Here is an 18,315-nt window from a genome sequence, read left to right as displayed (position 1 = left end):
GGACCTGATGCGCTTCCATCCCGAGGCCGTATTGGCCGGGATCGCGGCGCTGCGCGCGGGCTGCCCCATCCTCGTCGATGTCAAGATGATTGCCGCCGGACTGAACGAAGAGCGCCTAGCAGCCTATGGCTGCACGATCCGCTCGTTCATCTCCGATGAGGACGTGATCGCCACGGCCAAGTCCGCCAACACGACACGCGCCATCGAGTCGATGCGCAAGGCCCACCGCCTGGGCGTCCTGGACGGTGCCCTGGTGGCGATCGGCAATGCCCCGACGGCGCTCATCGAGGTCGTGCGGCTCGCGCGCGAGGAGGGCGCGCGCCCGGCGCTGGTCGTCGGCGTGCCGGTCGGATTCGTCTCGGCGGCCGAGTCCAAGGAAGCGGCATTAGACCTTCCGGTACCGTACATCGTGGCGCGCGGCCGCAAGGGGGGAAGCCCCATCGCGATCGCCATCATCCACGCCTTGCTCCTGCTCTCGGCCGAACCGCCCGCATGAGGCGCGCGGTCAGTTTGGTCGGGATCGGCGACGATGGCTGCGCCGGGTTGACGAGCCGCGCCATGAACGCCATCACGAAGGCGCAGGTGCTGGCCGGCGGCGAGCGCCAGCTCGCGTTCTTTCCCGATTTCCAGGGCGAGCGCGTGGTCTTCAAGGACAGCCTCGGGACGGCGATCGAGCGCATCGCCTCGCTCGCCGAGGAGCATAATGTCTGCATTCTGGCCTCGGGCGATCCGCTCTTCTACGGGATCGGCGGCCCGGTGATCAAAAAACTCGGTGCCGGGCACGTCGAGGTCATCCCGCAACCGAGCAGCATGCAGCTCGCCTTCGGCCGGGCCGGGCTCACGTGGGACGACGCGGCCTTCCTCTCCCTGCACGGCCGTCCTCTTTTCGGGCTCGCGACCCGGCTCAAGCGGCTGTCGAAGGCCGGGATCTTCACCGATCCCGACAACGGCCCACAAGCGATCGCCGCGCATCTCATCGCGCACGGCGAGACCGCCTGGCAGACCTACCTTTGCGAGGACCTCGGTGGCCCGGAGGAGCGCGTGCGGGGCTTTTCTATCGCCGAGCTCGCCGAGGTCACGGATGCCGCGCCGCTCAACGTGCTGGTTCTCATCCGCACCGATCCCCGCTGGCGGCCGCCATCTGCGATCCCGTTCCTGCATGAGGACACCTTCGCCAAGCGCATCCCCAAGAAGGGACTCATCACCAAGCGCGAAGTGCGCTTGCTGTCGTTGGCGGCTTTGCATCTGCGACCGGATGCGGTGCTGTGGGACATCGGGGCCGGCTCGGGATCGGTCGCCATCGAGGCGGCCCTGCTCGCGCCCGAAGGCAGGGTCTATGCGATCGAGCTGGACCCCGAGGGCGTCGCGATCTGCGAGGACAACCTTTGCACCCACGGCGTCGACAATGTGCGCGTCGTGGCCGGCCGCGCGCCCGAGGCCTTGGCCGATCTGGAGTCGCCCGATGCGGTGTTCGTGGGCGGCAGCAAGGGCAGCATGGTGGCGATCATCGAGACCGCGCTGGAACGGCTGCATCCGGGCGGACGGCTGGTCGCAAACGCCATTACTCTCGAAAATGCCGCCGAGTGTTACCAGGCGATCCGGGGCCGCGGACTGGTGCCGGAGGTGACGCTGCTGCAAGTCTCCCGTGCCGAGCCGCTCGCGCACTACCTGCGCTACGAGGCCCTGAACCCGATCCAGATCTTCGCGGTCACCAAACCGGAGGCGGCGCCATGAGCGGTGCGACGCTCTATGGCATCGGCGTGGGACCGGGCGCGCCCGATCTCATCACACTGCGGGCGCTCGAAACCATCCGCCGGGCGCCGGTCTTGGCTTTGCCGCGCGGCTCGGACTACGGCGCGTCCAAGGCCTGGGAGATCGTCAAAGCCACGATCGGCGAGATCGCGGGGCAAAAGCGGCTGTTTCTGACCTTTCCGATGAGCAAGGAGCCGGAGCGCCTCCGGCCCGCCTGGGCGCGGGCCTTCGCGCAGATCGGCGAGCACCTAGTTTCGGGCCGCGACGTCGCCTTCGTAACCGAGGGCGATCCCTCGCTCTACAGCACCTTCATCTATTTACGGGAAGAGGCCCGATCGCGCTGGCCGGAGATGCGCATCGAGGTGATTCCGGGCGTCAGCTCCATCACGGCGGTACCGGCGGTAACGGGGATCCCGCTCGCGGATGGCCAAGAACGCATCGCCATCCTGCCCGGCACCTACGGCTTGACGGATCTCGTCGAGGTGCTCCGGCGATTCGATACCGTCGTCCTCATGAAGATCGGGCCCGAGCTGCCGCGGATCATCGCGGCCCTCGAATCCGAGGGCCTACTCGACCGCGCCGTGTACGTCTCGCGGGCCACCATGCGCGAGCAGCGCATCGTGCGCGATCTGCGCGAGGTCGGGGACGAGCGCGGCGACTGTTTCGCGATGGTGGTGATCTCGCGCAAAGAGCGCAGCGGTGTCCTCGCGGGCAGCGTGCCGTTGCGGGAGTTGGCGGGATGATGCCAAACGCCGAGCGCAAGCCCTATGCGGTTTACGCGATCACCAAGCACGGTATCGGGATCGCCACGCGCCTCCTGCCGGGGCTGCCCGGCGCCGATCTCTACGTCTCCGAGAAGCTTTGTCCCGCCGCGCCTGCCGGCGTCCTGCCACTGCGCTTGCCGATGGGGCCGCGGCTCGTCGAGACCTTCGATGCCTACGACTGCCATGTCTTCATCATCAGTGTGGGCGCGGTGGTGCGGATGATCGCGCCGCTCCTAAAAGACAAGAAGACCGATCCGGCCGTGGTGTGCGTGGACGACGACGCGCGCTTCGCCATCTCGGTGCTCTCGGGCCATGTCGGCCGCGGTAACCCCTTCACGGATCGGATCGCGGGACTGCTGGAGGCGCAGGCGGTTATCACTACTGCTTCGGATGTGCGCGGCACGCTGACCGTAGACATCCTCGGGCGTGAGCTCGGTTGGACGCTCGACGACCCCGATCGCAACGTGACCCGCGGCTGCGCGGCGGTCGTGAACGCGCAACCGGTCGCCTTCGTCCAGGAGGCGGGCGAGCCCGGGTTCTGGCCTGAGGACCGGCCGCTGCCCGAGGGCGTGGTCTATGCGACATCGCTCGATATCGTCGATCCGACGCCATTCGAGATCCTGCTCGTCGCCACCGATCGCGAGTTTCGCGAGACCCACCCGGCGCTCTGGGCGAACGCCGTCATTTACCGGCCGAAGAGCCTGGTCTTGGGCTTGGGCTGCGATCGAGGCGCCGCGCCCGAGATGGTGGACCGCGGGATCCTCGCGGTCCTCGCCGAACACCGGCTGTCGATAAAATCCGTCAAGGCCATCGCGACGGTGGATCGCAAGCAAGACGAGCCGGCCTTTCTGTACCTGCGCGACCGCTACGACTGGCCGCTCGAAATCTATACAGCCGCGCAACTCGATGCCGTGCCGGGGATTGAGAACCCCTCGGAGACCGTCAAGCGCCATGTGGGCACCCGTGGCGTGGCGGAGCCGGCGGCGCTCCTCCGCGCCGGCGCCGAAGCGCTCTTGGTCCCCAAGCAGATTTACACCGAGCCGGACGCCGGACGCTCGATGACCCTGGCCGTGGCCCGCATTCCCTATCCCAAGCGGTGCGTTGTGCAAAGCGAGGTCGGCCATGGATGAATCGAAGGGGGTCCTGTACGTCGTCGGCATCGGTCCGGGCGCCCAGGATCACGCTACCCCGGCGGCGCTCGCGGCCATCGCCGATGCCGAGCTTGTCGTCGGCTACACGACGTACATCCGGCTGGTCGGCCCCCTCATCAAAGGCAAGGACGTGATCCGGACCGGCATGACCGAGGAGATCGGCCGGGCACGGGCGGCCGTCGAGCGGGCACGGGATGGGGGCCGGGTAGCGCTCATCTCCTCCGGGGACGCGGGGGTCTACGGAATGGCGGGGCTGGTCTTCGAGGTCTTGCGGGACATGGGCTGGAGGCGCGGCGATTCACCCGATCTCCACATCGTCCCCGGCATGACGGCGATGAACTCCTGTGCTTCGCTGGTCGGCGCGCCATTGGTCCACGACTTCTGCACCATCTCGCTCTCGGATCTGCTCACGCCCTGGCCGGTCATCGCGCGCCGGATCGAGGCCGCAGCCTCGGCCGACTTTGTGGTGGGTCTTTACAACCCCGCGAGCGGCCGGCGCACCCAGCAGATCGTGGAGGCTCAGGCGATCCTGCGCCGCCACCGCGACGGCACGACCCCTGTGGCGCTGGTGAAGAGCGCCTACCGCAAGCGTCAGCACGTGGTCCTCTCCGATCTGGATAATTTTCTCGACTACGAGATCGGGATGCTGACGACGGTGCTGGTCGGTTCGTCGAACACGTTCATGTTCGAGGGCTACATGGTGACGCCGCGCGGTTACACGAATAAATACGACGGGTGCGGCGAGGTCTTGCCGGGGCAGCGTCCAGGCTACTCCTTGGTGTTGCCCACCTCGGAGGCCGAGTGATGGCGCGTGTGGGACGTCTTGCGGGCGCTATCCTCGCCGAGACCGAGGGCCGGTATTTCTTGATCGGCAACACCAAGGAGCCGTGCGATTTCCGGTCGGAGGGCTTCGAGCCGCCTGCCGCGATCGACGCCCTGAAACAGGCTTATATAAGGCTGTCCGTGACGGGGGCGGCGCGGATCGATCCGCCGTGCTTGACGCTGGCCCTCGAACGAGAAGAACTGGCACAGCTCCTCGCGAGGCGATTCCTCATCGAGCGCAACGGCTCGGTGAGCGATCGGCTTTGGCGTCTCGTGATCGGCGTGGACGACGAAGAAGAAGCGCCAGAGGCGGAAGAGCTCGACGCTCAATGGCTCGCCGAGATCCCGGACACTGTCTGGCAAATCGTGCGCGATACGGTTCTCAGGTGCATGTGATGCGCGTCTACATCATCGGCGCCGGTCCCGGCGATCCCAAGCTGCTCACGCTGCGCGCGGCCGAGCTGATCGAGCGCTGCCCGGTGGTGCTCTACACCGGATCGCTGGTGCCGCGCGAGGTGCTGACCCGGGCCCGGCCGGACGCCCAGGTGCTCGACTCCTCTGGCATGACGCTGGACGAAATCATCGCGGTGATCGTGGGGGCGCGCGACGCGGGGCAGGATGTCGCGCGCGTGCATACCGGCGATCCGCTGATTTTTGGTTCTACGGCCGAGCAGATGACAGGTTGGCCGCGCTCGGCATTCCTTACGAGATCGTGCCCGGGGTTTCGGCGTTCACGGCGGCGGCGGCGGTCCTCGGGCAGGAATTGACGCTTCCCGATCTCTGCCAGACCGTGATCCTGACCCGCGCCGCAGGCCGGACGCCGATGCCCGAAGGGGAAGCGCTCGCCGATCTAGCCCGCCACCGCGCGACCCTGGCCTTGTTCCTCAGCGTCACCCTGCTCAAGGAGGTGACCGAGGATTTGATCCCGGCCTACGGGGCCGACTGTCCCGTGGCCGTGGTCCACAAGGCCACCTGTCCCGATCAGAAGATCGTGTGGGGCACACTCGCCGATATCCGCGAGCAGGTGAAGGCGGCGGGGATCCGCTCGCAGGCGATGATCCTCGTGGGTCGGGTGTTGACCGCGACAGACTTCGCCAACTCGCGGCTCTACGATCCCGACTTCAGTCACCGCTTTCGCAAGGCCAAGCGTTCTACTTCGTCAGATTCCGCTGAAGGGCGTCCTGCGTTGTTGCAAGCGGACTCGAAATGCTCATTTACCGCCGAGTAAACTCCGTTTTCTCGCCCGCTTGCGCCCAGCACATCCCTTGATCAGACTCTGACAAAGTAGAAATAAGCAAACACCCTAAACCATCGTTCCTCAGAATATAGGAGAACCTGGTGTCAAATATCAGCCAAGCGCATGTTTACCCCCTAACCCGCACACGGGCCTTCGCCGCTTTCTGGGCGGCGGTCCTGGGCATCGTCATCTTGGTCGCGGTCGGATTCGCGCCGGTCCCCGCCGTGCATAACGCCGCGCACGACACCCGTCACAGCTTCGCCTTTCCTTGTCACTGAGGATGGCGACGTTTAGGCGCATCGTGTTCGCGGCGATGATTTCCGGCGCGCTGGCCGGCATCACGCTGACCGTGCTGCAGGCCTCGGAGGTGGTTCCGCTCATCCTCGAAGCCGAGACCTTCGAGCATCCCGAGGGAAACGGAGCGGGCCACGAACCGCCCCCCGACTGGGCGCCCGAGGATGGCTGGGAGCGCACGCTCTACACCGCGCTCGCCAACGGCGGCGCCGGCATCGGCTTCGCGCTCTTGCTGTGCGCCTTGTTTTCCCTGCGCGAGCGCGTCTCCGTGCCGCAAAGCGCGCTCTGGGGACTGGCGGGGTTCGTCGTGTTTTATCTCAATCCCGCCCTGGGACTGCCGCCAGAGCTGCCGGGCACTCCGGCCGCGCCACTCATCGAGCGGCAGCTTTGGTGGCTCTTGACCGTGCTCGCTACGGCCGGCGGGATGGCGCTCATTGTGCTCAACCGGCAGTGGTACCCCAAGCTGGCGGGCGCGGCGCTCTTGGCCGTGCCGCATCTCGTGGGCGCGCCCCACGCCGAGTCCGGCGCGGCCCTCGCGCCCACCGATCTCGCGCGCCGCTTCGTCTTCGCCGCCACGTGGACCAACGGTGTCTTCTGGTTGCTGCTGGGGAGCGTATCGGCGTGGCTATTCCAGAGGCTGGGGCGCGTTTGAACCGCTCCCCGAGACAGTGCCCAGCGCTTTTGATCAGCGCCCCTGCCTCCGGTCAGGGCAAGACCACGGTGACCGCGGCGCTCGCGCGTTACCACGTCGCCCGGGGGCGGCGAGTACGCGTCTTTAAGACAGGTCCTGATTTTATCGACCCGATGATCCTGGAGGTCGCGAGCGGGCGTGCAGTTTACCAACTCGATCTGTGGATGGTCGGTGAGACCGAATGCCGGCGCCTGCTGCAGAGCGCCGCGCAAGAAACCGATCTTATTTTGATTGAGGGCGTGATGGGTCTTTTCGACGGCCACCCCTCGAGCGCGGACTTGGCCGCGGCCTTTGGCGTTCCGGTGCTCGCGGTCATCGACGCGGCGGCGATGGCAGAAACCTTCGGGGCGATTGCCCATGGACTCGCGACGTATCGGGGGGGGGGACTGCCTTTTGCTGGGGTCTTGGCCAATCGGGTCGCAAGCACCGCCCACGTCGGCATGCTGAAATCGAGCGTCCCGAGGGGGATCCCATTCCGCGGTGCCCTATACCGGCGTGCCGACTTCGGATTGCCCGAGCGCCATCTCGGCCTCATTCAAGCCCAAGAGATCACCGACTTGGAGCAACGTCTCGACGCGGTGGCTGAGGCGATCGGTGAAACAGGGCTCGCGGCCCTGCCGGAATCCGTGGCGTTTGCGCAAGCGCCGATCCTCGATCATCCTCGCCTGTTGCAGGGTGTCCGGATCGCCGTGGCCCGCGATCTCGCCTTCTCCTTTGTCTACCCGGCCAACCTCGATCTCCTACGGGCCATGGGCGCGGAGATCGTCTTTTTCTCGCCGCTTAGAGACGCCGCGCTGCCCGCGGTCGACAGCGTGTACCTCCCGGGCGGTTACCCCGAGCTGCACCTCCAGCCGCTCGCGAGCAACACGGGCATGAAGGACAGCTTGTGTGCCTACGTGGCCGCGGACAAACCCTTGCTCGCCGAGTGCGGCGGCATGCTCTATCTCCTCGAGGAGCTCAGCGATCGCGAGGGACACGCGGGGAGGATGTGCGGAATACTTCCGGGCCGGGCGCAGATGCAGGCGCGGCTGATGGGGCTCGGGCTCCAGTCGGGCCGCTTCGAGGCCGGGGAACTGCGCGGGCATACCTTCCACCACTCAAAGCTTGAGACCTCGATGCCCCCGAGCGTGGCAGCCGCCCGGCAAAACGGAACGGATGGCGAGTCGATCTACCGGCGCGGACGTTTGACGGCGTCATACCTCCATTGGTACCTGCCGTCCGCTCCGGTCGTCGCGGCGGAGCTCCTGCGTCCGTGATGGTTTGCCACGAGGACAGGACCTGCCGCCGATGCCGCAAGCTGTTTGAATGCAGGGCGGGGTCGATCCTGCCATGTCAATGCGCAGTCGTGTCTTTATCGTCCGAGGAGTCCGAGTTACATCCTCAGCCGCCATTTCGACTGCCTGTGCGCGGAGTGCCTGCGCGCACTCAAGGCTGAACGAGAGAGGCGGTTCTGATACACCGCTACTCCCCGGAAGACCTCGCCGCCATCTATCGCGTCATCACCGAGCGCGGCGACATGCGGCACTTTCCATCTGATCCGATCGATCCAGCTGTGCTTGCACGCTTGCTTGCCGCGGCGCACCATGCACCGAGCGTTGGCCTCATGCAGCCGTGGAGGTTTATCCGGGTTGCCGATCCAGAGCTGCGCCAGAAAATTCATTCGCTGGTGGAGGAGAAACGGCAGCGCACCGCCGAAGCGCTCGGCGCGCGCGGTGATGAGTTTCGCCACCTCAAGGTCGAAGGGATCCTGAAGTGCGGCGAGCTCTTGGTGGCCGTGCTCGCCGACGGGCGCGAAGCGCACGTCTTCGGCTGCCGCACGCTGCCGGAGATGGATCTGGCCTCGGTCGCCTGCGTGATCCAAAATCTCTGGCTCGCCGTCCGGGCCGAGGGACTCGGTATGGGATGGGTATCGATGTTCGATCCCGCCGCACTGGCCGACTTGCTGCGTATGCCCGAGGGAGCCAAGCCGGTGGCCATCCTCTGCCTCGGGCACCTGGAAGCGTTTTATCCTGTCCCGATGCTGGAGCTCCAGGGTTGGACCCAGAGGCGCGCGCTCGAGGATCTGGTGTTCCACAATACCTGGGATCACCGGAAGAGGCCGCCGTGAGCCGCTGCCCGCTCCAGGGGCTCCAACGCATCGTCTGCCTCACCGAGGAGACCACCGAGACGCTCTATCTCCTGGGCGAGGAGGCACGGATCGTCGGCATCTCCGGCTTCACCGTCCGCCCGCCGCAAGCGCGCCAGGAGAAGCCCAAGGTCTCCGCCTTCACGAGCGCCAAGATCGATAAGATCCTCGCGCTGGCGCCGGATCTCGTACTCGGCTTCTCCGATCTGCAGGCGGACATCGCGGCGACGCTCATCCGGCACGGGGTACAAGTCCACATATTCAATCAGCGCTCGGTCGAAGGCATCCTCGAGATGATCGCCCTACTCGGCGCGATGGTGGGGGCATCGGATCGGGCGGCAGCACTCCTCAGGCAATACCGCGCTAAGCTGCAGGCGGTGCGCGCCGAGACTGCGCTTCTACCGTGCCGGCCGCGCGTGTATTTCGAGGAGTGGGACAATCACTACATCTCGGGGATCCGCTGGGTCGCAGAACTGATCGAAACCGCCGGCGGCGTCGACTGCTTTCCCGAGCTAATCACCGCACCATCGGCCAAGGACCGAATCATCGCCGATCCGAACGAGGTGATCCGCCGCGCGCCCGATATCATCATCGGCTCCTGGTGCGGCAAGCGCTTTCGACCCGAGCGGGTGAAGGCGCGCGAAGCGCTGGGACTCGATCCCGGCGGTTCGGACAGGACACATCCACGAGATCAAGTCCGCCGATATCCTGCAACCTGGGCCCGCCGCGCTCACCGACGGGCTGGCCCAGATCCGCCGCATCATCGAGCGCTGGGCCGAGGAGACTAGGCCGTGACTGTGTCGCTCATCGCGATCGCGGCGGTGCTTATGGACTGGTTGCTCGGCGAGCCCCGGCGGCACCATCCGCTCATAGGCTTCGGCCGGCTGGCGATTTGGGTGGAGACGCGACTCTATGGCAGTCCCGGTATCGTGCCAACCGCGCGCCGGTTGCGCGGCGTGCTTGCGGTGGCGGTCCTGCTCGTGCCATTCACGCTGGCGGCATCGCTATTGGCCGCGCGCCAGGGCATGGGCATGGCATTCAGCGTCCTCGCACTCTATTGGGCGCTCGGTTTGCGGAGCCTGCACGATCACGCGCGTCCCATCGCTCAAGCGCTGAGCACTGGCGAAGAGGCGAAGGCGCGAGCGCGCGTGAGCCTCATGGTCAGCCGCGATTCGGCGGCGCTTGACATCACGCGCGCGGCGACGGAATCGGTGCTAGAAAACGGCAACGATGGGGTGTTCGGGGCACTGTTCTGGTTTGTGATGACAGGGGCGCCCGGCGCGGTGCTCTATCGTTTGGCTAACACCCTGGATGCCATGTGGGGCTACCGCACTGAGCGTTATCTCCATTTCGGCTGGGCGGCAGCGCGTCTCGACGACGTATTGAACTACCTGCCCGCACGTCTCACGGCGCTGACCTACACCCTCCTCGGCAGCGCTCGTCAGGGCTTGGCATGCTGGCGCTCGCAGGCACGGGCCTGGGACAGCCCCAACGCCGGTCCGGTGATGGCCGCGGGCGCAGGCGCGCTCGGTGTCGTGATCGGCGGACCCGCACGGTACGCGGGCGAGTGGCATGACCGCCCGATCCTGGGCGTCGGTAACGTACCAACCCTCGACGATATCGAACGGGCGCTCAGGCTCGTGCGACGCGGCGTCGGGCTGTGGCTCGTCGTGCTGCTCGCCATCGGGTGCCTCCATGCTTGAGCACGGTGGCCGGCTGCGGGAGGCCGCCCGCCGCTACGGGATCCCGCTCGATGCATGGCTGGACCTCTCCACAGGCATCAATCCCCGTCCCTGGCCAGTGCCCGCAATCCCGGTCAGCGCGTGGGCCCGCCTGCCGGAGGACGACGACGGGCTCATCGACGCCGCCCGTGCCTATTACGAGGCTCCCCACGTCCTGCCGGTTGCAGGCTCACAGGCGGCGATCCAAGCCTTGCCGCGGCTGCACACGCCCTGCCGCGTGGGTATTATCACCCCCGGCTACGCCGAGTACGCCCGCGCCTGGCGACGTGCCGGGCACGAGGTCATCGGGGTACCCGTGGAGGTGTTGGGCAACACCGCGAGGCATGTGGACGTGCTGGCCGTCATCCACCCGAACAACCCTACGGGCGATCGTTTCGCCGTGGAAACCTTACTCGACTGGCACGACTACCTAGCCGCCCGCGAGGGCTGGCTGGTGGTGGACGAAGCCTTCATCGATCCCACCCCGGCGGACAGCCTGGCTCCTTACAGTACCCGGCCCGGACTCCTCGTGCTGCGCTCGCTCGGCAAGTTCTTCGGGCTCGCCGGTGCGCGCGTGGGCTTCGTGCTGGCCGAATCGTCCTGGCTGCATCGGCTACGCGGCCAGCTCGGCCCCTGGACGGTCGCCGCGCCGTCTCGTTGGGTCGCGGAACGCGCCTTGGCGGACCGCGCCTGGCAAGAGGCCGCCCGAGCGCAGCTCCTCAAGAAGGCTGAGCGACTCGCTGCGCTATTGAACCAACATGGCCTGGCCATAGGCGGCAGCTGTGTTCTTTTCCAGTGGGTACCGACCCCGCACGCAGCCGCTATTCACGAGCGGCTGGCGCGGCAAGGTATTCTGACCCGATTGTTCACGGAACCCGCAAGCCTGCGTTTCGGTCTGCCCGGCGCAGAGGCCGGCTGGGCGCGCCTTGACCAGACGCTCGCCAACGCCTGCACGGAGTTCGCGCCGACATGAAGACGCCGACGCTCATGGTTCAGGGGACGACCTCCGATGCGGGCAAGAGCCTGCTCGTCACGGGGTTGTGCCGGGTGCTCGCGCGTCGCGGCGTGCGTGTGGCGCCTTTCAAGCCGCAGAACATGGCGCTCAATAGCGCGGTCACTGTAGATGGTGGGGAGATCGGCCGCGCCCAGGCGGTGCAGGCACGGGCCTGCGGCCTCGCGCCGCACAGCGACATGAACCCGGTGCTGCTCAAACCCAATACGGATACCGGCGCGCAGGTTATCATCCACGGCTGCGCCGTCGGCAATATGGACGCAAGCGCCTATCACGATTACAAGCGCATCGCGCGTCGCGCGGTGCTCGAGTCCTATCAACGGCTGAGCCGGCACCACGAGGTCATCCTCGCGGAAGGCGCGGGCAGCCCGGCGGAGATCAACCTGCGCCACAACGACATCGCCAACATGGGCTTCGCCGAAGCGGTAGATTGCCCGGTGGTGCTGGTGGCGGACATCGACCGCGGTGGCGTGTTCGCGCATATCGTCGGTACGCTAGCGCTACTGGGTGAGAGCGAACGGGCGCGGATCGCCGGCTTCGTCATCAACCGCTTTCGCGGCGATCTCGCGCTGCTCGAGTCCGGGCTCGATTGGCTGGAGCGTCGCACGGGCAAACCGGTGCTCGGTGTCCTGCCTTATCTGCACGGCCTGCATCTCGAGGCCGAGGATGCGCTTTGCCACAACGATGCAGCGCCCGAGGGACAACTACGGGTCATTGTGGCGGTGCTCCCGCGCATCAGCAACCACACCGACTTCGATCCGCTGCGCCTGCATCCGCAAGTGGCTTTCCGCTATGTCGGGCCGGGCGAGCCGATCCCGCCCTGCGACCTGATTATCCTCCCAGGGTCAAAGAGCGTGCGCGCCGACCTCGCCTGGCTGCGCGCGCAAGCGTGGGAGCAGGCCATCCTGCGCCACCTGCGCTACGGCGGCAAGCTCATCGGGCTCTGCGGCGGCTTCCAGATGCTGGGCCAAGCGATTCATGACCCCCTCGGGCTCGAAGGCGAGCCGGGCAGCAGCCCCGGGCTCGGGCTCCTGGCGCTCACGACCAAATTGGAGCGCGACAAGCAGCTCCGGAATGTCACCGGGATGCTGGTGCTCGAAGACGCGACCGTCACCGGCTACGAGATCCACGCGGGCGTGACCCGCGGCGAGGCGCTGATGTGTCCCGCCGTCTACCTTGATGGGGGCAGCGACGGCGCACTGTCGGAGAACGGCCAGATCCTCGGCACCTACCTGCACGGATTATTCGAATCCACCGCGGCCTGCAACGCACTCTTGCGCTGGGCGGGCCTCGATAATCCACAAACGCCGGACTACCACGCCATGCGCGAGACGCACATCGACCGGCTAGCCGACGCTTGCGAAATGCACCTCGATCTCACGGCCATCGCGCGCCTGGTCGGCATCGGCTCCCGCATCGGCAGGCACCAGGCGTGAGGACACCACCAAACGGGAGCGGTGCTCCTTCACATAGACACCAATGCACGGGGGCTCCGCCTGCGCCGAATCTGCTTGAGCCGGCAGGCACTGAATTACGCGCAGACCTATATGCCATCCCGGGCGTGCAACTCCGCCGCACCGACCGCGCCCTGCTCGTGTGCAGCGGGGCGGCGCGTGCGCCCTGCATGGCGGACTGGCGAGCGGGACCGACACCGATTGCTCGCGGATTCGCCCGCGAAGGCTCAAGGGTGATCGCGGCGCTTCACGACTTGAACCTCGCTGCCATCTATTGCTCGACGCTCGTGCTCTTGAAAGGAGGGCCGAATCGTCGCCACAGGCGAGCCCGCCGAGGTGATGAATGCGGCCGTGCAGGTCTTCGATGTCCACATCTCCGTGACTCGGAACCCGGTGACATCGCGAAGTTCGAACTATCAACCCGTGAAAGGAAAGGTACACATGCTTACACATAACCTCGGCTATCCGCGTATCGGTAACCATAGAGAACTCAAGAAAGCCTGCGAGAGTTACTGGTCTTCCCAGATCAGCCTCAATGAACTCCTAGACGCTGGCCGGGCCATCCGCCGGCACAACTGGCAGCGCCAGCATGAGGCTGGCATCGATCTGATCCCCTGCAACGATTTCTCGTTTTACGACCATGTGCTGGATCTCTCGCTCACGGTCGGCGCGATCCCCGCGCGCTACCGTCCGCTGCTCGATATGCCTGATAGTTCAGAGTTGGATTTGTACTTTGCCATGGCGCGGGGCTATCAGAGAGACGGTCTCGACCTCATCGCCATGGAGATGACCAAGTGGTTCGACACCAATTACCACTACCTAGTCCCGGAGTTCACGAAAGATCAGACCTTCAGATTGACCTCACGGAACGTTCTGGATGAGTTTCAGGAGGCCAGAGCGCTCGGCATCAACGCCACGCCCGTCTTGGTCGGGCCGGTGAGTTACTTGCTCCTGGGCAAGGAGAAAGCACCGGGCTTTAATCGGCTCGACCTGCTCGACCGGCTTATGCCCGCCTACTTGCAGATCCTGGGCGAACTTCAAGGTCTCGGCGCACGATATGTCCAAATCGACGAACCCTTTCTCGCGCTGGATTTACAGGATGAAACGAAGCGCGCCTATGAATCGGCCTATGCCGCAATCACCCGGGCCTGCCCCGAACTCAAGCTCATCCTCGCGACTTACTTTGCCGGACTTGAGGATAACGCGGAGCTAGCTGCGAGTCTTCCCGTAAACTATCTGCACTTGGATCTCGTCCGCGCGCCCGCCCAACTGGACCAGGTGCTGTCCTTGATCCCGCCTCAGCTTGGCCTCTCGCTGGGGGTCGTGGACGGCCGCAACGTGTGGAAGAATGATCTCGGGCGCTCTTTGGAGTTGATCAGCAAGGCCGTAGAGAAACTCGGCAGTGAGCGCGTGGCGTTGGCGCCTTCCTGCTCGCTGCTGCACGCGCCTTGTGACCTGGCGCTTGAACGCGACGAGGCGGCGTTGCCCAGCGAGATCAAGGGCTGGCTGGCTTTTGCCCGGCAAAAGCTTGATGAGATCGTCACGCTGCGGGGACTGGCGCAGCCCGAGACTCATCGACAATATGCCGATAAGCTCAAGGAAAACATGCTCGACATGGAGAGCCGTCGCCGGTCGGCTTTGATCCACCGGCCAGCGGTGCAACAGCGCTTTGCCGCCGTCCGCCCCGACGATCTCAAACGCCAAAGCCCCTTTGGCGTGCGTCAGGAAAGGCAATGCGCGGACCTCAATCTGCCTTTATTTCCCACGACCACCATCGGGTCTTTCCCGCAAACCGATGACGTGAGAAGGCTCCGGCTTCGGCTCAAGAAAGGCGAACTCACGCCGGAACAGTACGAGGCGGCGATCCGCACCGAAACCGAGCAGGCCATCCGCTGGCAGGAAGACGTGGGCCTGGATGTGCTAGTGCACGGTGAGTTCGAACGCAACGACATGGTGGAATACTTCGGTGAACTTCTGAAGGGCTTCGCGTTCACCGGCAGCGGATGGGTGCAGAGCTACGGCTCGCGCTGCGTCAAACCGCCCATCATCTACGGCGATGTGGAACGCCAGGCGCCGATGACGGTGAAATGGTCGAAATACGCACAGTCGTTGACCGCGAAACCCATCAAAGGAATGCTCACGGGGCCGGTCACGATCCTGCAGTGGTCATTTGTGCGCGATGATCAGCCGCGTTCCAGCACGGCGAAACAAATCGCCTTGGCGATCCGCGATGAAGTGTGCGATCTCGAAAAAGCCGGGATCCGTATCATCCAGATCGATGAACCGGCCATCCGTGAGGGACTGCCTACGCGTCAGGCCGATTGGAAAGAGTATCTCAATTGGGCGGTCGAAGCGTTTCGACTGGCCTCCTCCCGAGTGGTCGACGAGACTCAAATCCATACCCATATGTGCTACTCGGAGTTCAACGACATCATCGAGTCCGTCGCCGAGATGGATGCCGACGTCATCACCATCGAAACGTCCCGGTCGCAGATGGAGTTGCTTGATGCCTTCGCGAGCTTTCGTTACCCCAACGAGATCGGCCCAGGCGTATACGACATCCACTCGCCCCGCGTTCCGACCGAACAGGAGATGACTGCACTCCTGCATAAAGCGCTGGCTGTACTGCCAGCCCGCAACCTCTGGGTCAACCCCGACTGTGGCTTGAAAACCCGCAAGTGGCCGGAGACCAGGGCGGCGCTTGCGAATATGGTCGCCGCTGCAAAAGCGTTGCGAGACCAAGTATAAGGGAACCATCGTAAGATCCGTAGAGCTAACCATGCGGATCGTGCATTTCTATGCCACGCCACGAAGATAAGATTTGCCCTCGCTGCGGCGTAACCTTTGAGTGCAAGGTGGGCACAGTTCTGATCTGTCAATGCTCCAGTGTAGATCTTTCAAGAGAAGAACGCGCTTATATCATGGATTATTACGATGACTGTCTGTGTGCTGATTGTTTGATGGAGCTGAAAGCTAACCACGCTATAAGGACTTCCCCATAACAACGGGGATAATAGACCCCAACGCATGAGGAAAGACCCATGACCGACAAGACCGACCGCCACGCCGCGCTCATCGCCCTTGCCCTGGCCCTCTGCATGGCCGCCACCCGCAGCGACCACTTCGCCGGCGAATTGCATCTCCCTGATGCCTCCGCCGCGGTTTTCTTCCTCGCCGGCGTGTATCTGCGCCCGATGTGGATAGCGGCCGCCCTGCTGGTCGAAGCGGCGCTCATCGATTACGCCGCCATTGCCTTCGGAGGGGTGTCGAGCTTCTGTATCAGCCCCGCTTACGGATTTCTCCTACCTGCCTACGGCGCGCTGTGGCTCGCCGGCCGCTGGTACGCGGTTCGCCATCGCCTTGCTTTCTCGACCTTGCTGCCCCTGGCGGCGAGCGTCGTCATCGGCGGCGTGGTGAGCGATTTGTTTTCGAGCGGCGGGTTCTATTTCTTCTCCGGGCGTTTCGAGCCGAACCTCGCGGAATTCGGTGCGCGGATTGCGAGATACTTCCCGTCCTCCCTGGCCACGCTCGCGTTCTACGTCGCCGTCGCGGCGATCGCGCATGCCGCGCTCGGCGCTTTGGGCCTGTCGGGGGCGCGTGATAGACGGGCGCTGGGCGGGCACTGAGAATCGTGGATCCCGCGATGGATCCGCTCCCGCCGGAAGAACGTCACCGGCTGCGCATGCAGCGCAAGAAGGCGGTCGTCGACGCCGCCATCGCCCGCGCCAGCGAGGACAAGGGATTGCTCCTGGTCCTGACCGGCAACGGCAAGGGCAAGTCTAGCTCGGCCTTCGGCATGGTGGTGCGCGCCTTGGGGCACGGCATGAGAGTCGGGGTCGTGCAGTTCATCAAGGGGAGCATCCCGACCGGGGAGGCGGCGTTCCTCCGTCGCGTTCCCGATCTCGAGTACCACGTCATGGGCGAGGGCTATACCTGGGAGACCCAGGACCGCGGTCGCGATGCGGAGGCCGCTCGGGCGGCCTGGGATGTGGCGCGCGGAATGTTGCAAGATCCGAGGCTCCAGCTCGTGGTGCTCGATGAGTTGACCCTGGTGCTGAAATACGGGTATCTAAGCACAGAAGAGGTGCTGCGTGATCTCGAGCGGCGCCCGCCCATGCAGCATGTCGTCGTCACCGGTCGCAGCGCACCGGCCGGGCTGATCGAGGCCGCCGATACCGTGACCGAGATGCGGGCGGTCAAGCACTCCTTCGAGGCCGGCGTGAGGGCACAGAAGGGCATTGAGCTCTGACCGCCCAAGGCGTTCGAGGTAGGGGCCCCCCGTGGGTGCCCCATCGCTAAGAGGGCATAGACTCCTGAACGCCCGAGGCGTTCGAGGGAGGTCATTATGAATGAAACGCAAACGCCCCGCCGCGAGGTGATCGACAACCCGGACGGGACGGTAACCGAGTACTCCGATTTCGAGCCCACGGAGGCAGAGATGCAAAGGCTCGCCGATCTCCTGTTCAAGGAGCATTGGGGCGAGATCACCGTGGGTCCGTGCATCCAAGGCGCGGTCTTCGAGATCCGGTTCAAAGATCCGCCCAAGGTCTCGCTCTTCGACGGTTATCTCACCGTGGACCTCGGCCACTGGCACTTCCACCTCTGCATCGGGACGCACAAGGGCACGCCCTCGCCGGAGCTTGCCGCAAAACGCCGGGTCGCGCGCGCCGCGTTCTTCGAGACGCGGGGTGCGAAATGCGGCGGGGGCCGGAGTTGGGGGCTGCGCCTCTGGAACGGGTTCGGCGAGCAGATGACCACCGTGTTCCTCCCGAGCCCGTTCTTGTCGGAGGAGCTCAAGGTGCTGAAAGAGCCGCGCTGGGAGCGGCTGCGCCTCTGGTACTCGTTGCGCGAAACATTTCTCGGCGAGCCGATGCCGCAGGACCTGAGTCGCCCGTCCTGACTACGACGTGGTACCGGCTCTGCCTGTATCATCGGGACTGTGTATCCGTCGCTGCGAGATCGGGCAGTGTCCAACGTTACCGGGCCGGTCGCGGCGGCGGGCCCTCGGTACCGGGGCGCCGCCCTCGCAACGTCGTGGTCCTCGGCCTCACCAGCTTCTTCACCGACATTTCCTCCGAAGCACTGACCGCGGTCCTGCCACTGTACTTCGTGCTCGAGCTGCGCATGACGCCATTGCAGTTCGGGTTGCTCGACGGCCTCTACCAGGGCGCCAGTGCCCTGGTACGTGTGGCCGGGGGGCTGGTCACGGACGCCGGTGGCCGCTACAAGGCGGTCGCGTTCTTCGGCTACGCGCTGTCGGCGCTTCGCAAGCTCGGCCTCCTGCTCGTGGGC

Annotated in this window: 19 protein-coding genes and 2 pseudogenes; all 21 read left to right on the top strand. The window is 65.3% G+C overall.

The genetic code is table 11. From position 1 onward, the window contains the following. A partial coding sequence (locus M3461_07830) for a precorrin-8X methylmutase (protein ID MDQ3774267.1) occupies window positions 1–496 on the top strand: 496 nt, incomplete at its 5' end. After that, a complete protein-coding gene (gene cbiE / locus M3461_07825) occupies window positions 493–1,734 on the top strand; it encodes a precorrin-6y C5,15-methyltransferase (decarboxylating) subunit CbiE (protein ID MDQ3774266.1) in 1,242 nt (413 codons plus the stop codon). The genes M3461_07830 and cbiE, both read left to right, overlap by 4 nt. Then, window positions 1,731–2,495: a precorrin-2 C(20)-methyltransferase gene (gene cobI / locus M3461_07820; GenBank protein MDQ3774265.1), complete on the top strand. Its 765-nt coding sequence runs from the start codon at window positions 1,731–1,733 to the stop codon at window positions 2,493–2,495. The genes cbiE and cobI overlap by 4 nt, the downstream gene beginning before the upstream one ends. Then, window positions 2,492–3,646 (top strand): cobalamin biosynthesis protein, encoded by a 1,155-nt coding sequence (locus M3461_07815; GenBank protein MDQ3774264.1) that lies wholly within the window; start codon window positions 2,492–2,494, stop codon window positions 3,644–3,646. Before cobI ends, M3461_07815 begins: the two co-directional genes overlap by 4 nt. Beyond that, window positions 3,639–4,472, top strand: coding sequence for a precorrin-3B C(17)-methyltransferase (gene cobJ / locus M3461_07810; GenBank protein ID MDQ3774263.1), 834 nt, complete (start codon window positions 3,639–3,641; stop codon window positions 4,470–4,472). The genes M3461_07815 and cobJ overlap by 8 nt, the downstream gene beginning before the upstream one ends. Beyond that, window positions 4,472–4,885, top strand: a complete 414-nt coding sequence (locus M3461_07805; protein ID MDQ3774262.1) for a precorrin-3B C(17)-methyltransferase — start codon at window positions 4,472–4,474, stop codon at window positions 4,883–4,885. The genes cobJ and M3461_07805 overlap by 1 nt, the downstream gene beginning before the upstream one ends. Next, window positions 4,885–5,717: pseudogene (cobM, locus tag M3461_07800) on the top strand (precorrin-4 C(11)-methyltransferase). The gene M3461_07805 and the pseudogene cobM overlap by 1 nt, the downstream one beginning before the upstream one ends. 119 nt (window positions 5,718–5,836) lie before the next feature. Beyond that, complete coding sequence (locus tag M3461_07795; GenBank protein MDQ3774261.1) at window positions 5,837–6,004, top strand: CbtB-domain containing protein; 168 nt, start codon at window positions 5,837–5,839, stop codon at window positions 6,002–6,004. Window positions 6,005–6,006: 2 nt separating this feature from the next. Continuing rightward, window positions 6,007–6,672, top strand: a complete 666-nt coding sequence (locus tag M3461_07790; protein MDQ3774260.1) for a CbtA family protein — start codon at window positions 6,007–6,009, stop codon at window positions 6,670–6,672. 29 nt (window positions 6,673–6,701) lie between these two features. Next, a complete protein-coding gene (locus tag M3461_07785) occupies window positions 6,702–7,967 on the top strand; it encodes a cobyrinate a,c-diamide synthase (protein MDQ3774259.1) in 1,266 nt (421 codons plus the stop codon). 197 nt (window positions 7,968–8,164) lie between these two features. Beyond that, window positions 8,165–8,818, top strand: coding sequence for a 5,6-dimethylbenzimidazole synthase (gene bluB, locus M3461_07780; protein ID MDQ3774258.1), 654 nt, complete (start codon window positions 8,165–8,167; stop codon window positions 8,816–8,818). Continuing rightward, a pseudogene (locus M3461_07775) lies at window positions 8,815–9,631 on the top strand (cobalamin-binding protein). The gene bluB and the pseudogene M3461_07775 overlap by 4 nt, the downstream one beginning before the upstream one ends. Continuing rightward, the gene (gene cbiB, locus M3461_07770) at window positions 9,628–10,539 is read left to right on the top strand and encodes an adenosylcobinamide-phosphate synthase CbiB (protein MDQ3774257.1); all 912 of its coding nucleotides are present in this window, start codon (window positions 9,628–9,630) and stop codon (window positions 10,537–10,539) included. Before M3461_07775 ends, cbiB begins: the two are co-directional and overlap by 4 nt. Beyond that, window positions 10,532–11,530: a threonine-phosphate decarboxylase CobD gene (gene cobD / locus M3461_07765; GenBank protein ID MDQ3774256.1), complete on the top strand. Its 999-nt coding sequence runs from the start codon at window positions 10,532–10,534 to the stop codon at window positions 11,528–11,530. The genes cbiB and cobD overlap by 8 nt, the downstream gene beginning before the upstream one ends. After that, window positions 11,527–13,005 carry a cobyric acid synthase gene (locus M3461_07760; protein MDQ3774255.1) on the top strand — a complete coding sequence of 493 codons (1,479 nt, stop codon included), beginning with the start codon at window positions 11,527–11,529 and terminating at the stop codon, window positions 13,003–13,005. Before cobD ends, M3461_07760 begins: the two co-directional genes overlap by 4 nt. A gap of 459 nt (window positions 13,006–13,464) precedes the next feature. Beyond that, window positions 13,465–15,771: a 5-methyltetrahydropteroyltriglutamate--homocysteine S-methyltransferase gene (gene metE / locus M3461_07755; protein ID MDQ3774254.1), complete on the top strand. Its 2,307-nt coding sequence runs from the start codon at window positions 13,465–13,467 to the stop codon at window positions 15,769–15,771. A gap of 50 nt (window positions 15,772–15,821) precedes the next feature. Continuing rightward, on the top strand, window positions 15,822–16,025 hold the full coding sequence (locus M3461_07750; protein ID MDQ3774253.1) for a cysteine-rich CWC family protein: 204 nt from the start codon (window positions 15,822–15,824) through the stop codon (window positions 16,023–16,025). A 39-nt stretch (window positions 16,026–16,064) separates the two neighbouring features. Next, entirely contained in the window at window positions 16,065–16,649 is a 585-nt protein-coding gene (locus M3461_07745; protein ID MDQ3774252.1) for a hypothetical protein, read from the top strand. Window positions 16,650–16,666: 17 nt separating this feature from the next. Then, the gene (gene cobO, locus M3461_07740; protein MDQ3774251.1) at window positions 16,667–17,272 is read left to right on the top strand and encodes a cob(I)yrinic acid a,c-diamide adenosyltransferase; all 606 of its coding nucleotides are present in this window, start codon (window positions 16,667–16,669) and stop codon (window positions 17,270–17,272) included. A 96-nt stretch (window positions 17,273–17,368) separates the two neighbouring features. Then, the gene (locus M3461_07735) at window positions 17,369–17,923 is read left to right on the top strand and encodes a hypothetical protein (GenBank protein MDQ3774250.1); all 555 of its coding nucleotides are present in this window, start codon (window positions 17,369–17,371) and stop codon (window positions 17,921–17,923) included. 134 nt (window positions 17,924–18,057) lie between these two features. Beyond that, window positions 18,058–18,315, top strand: a 258-nt coding sequence (locus M3461_07730; GenBank protein ID MDQ3774249.1) for an MFS transporter, incomplete at its 3' end; no start/stop codon positions are given.

The organism is Pseudomonadota bacterium (assembly GCA_030860485.1).
Lineage (GTDB): Bacteria > Pseudomonadota > Gammaproteobacteria > JACCXJ01 > JACCXJ01 > JACCXJ01.
The sequence above is the reverse complement of the archived record's forward strand: the minus strand, read 5'-3'. Positions and strand labels throughout refer to the sequence as shown.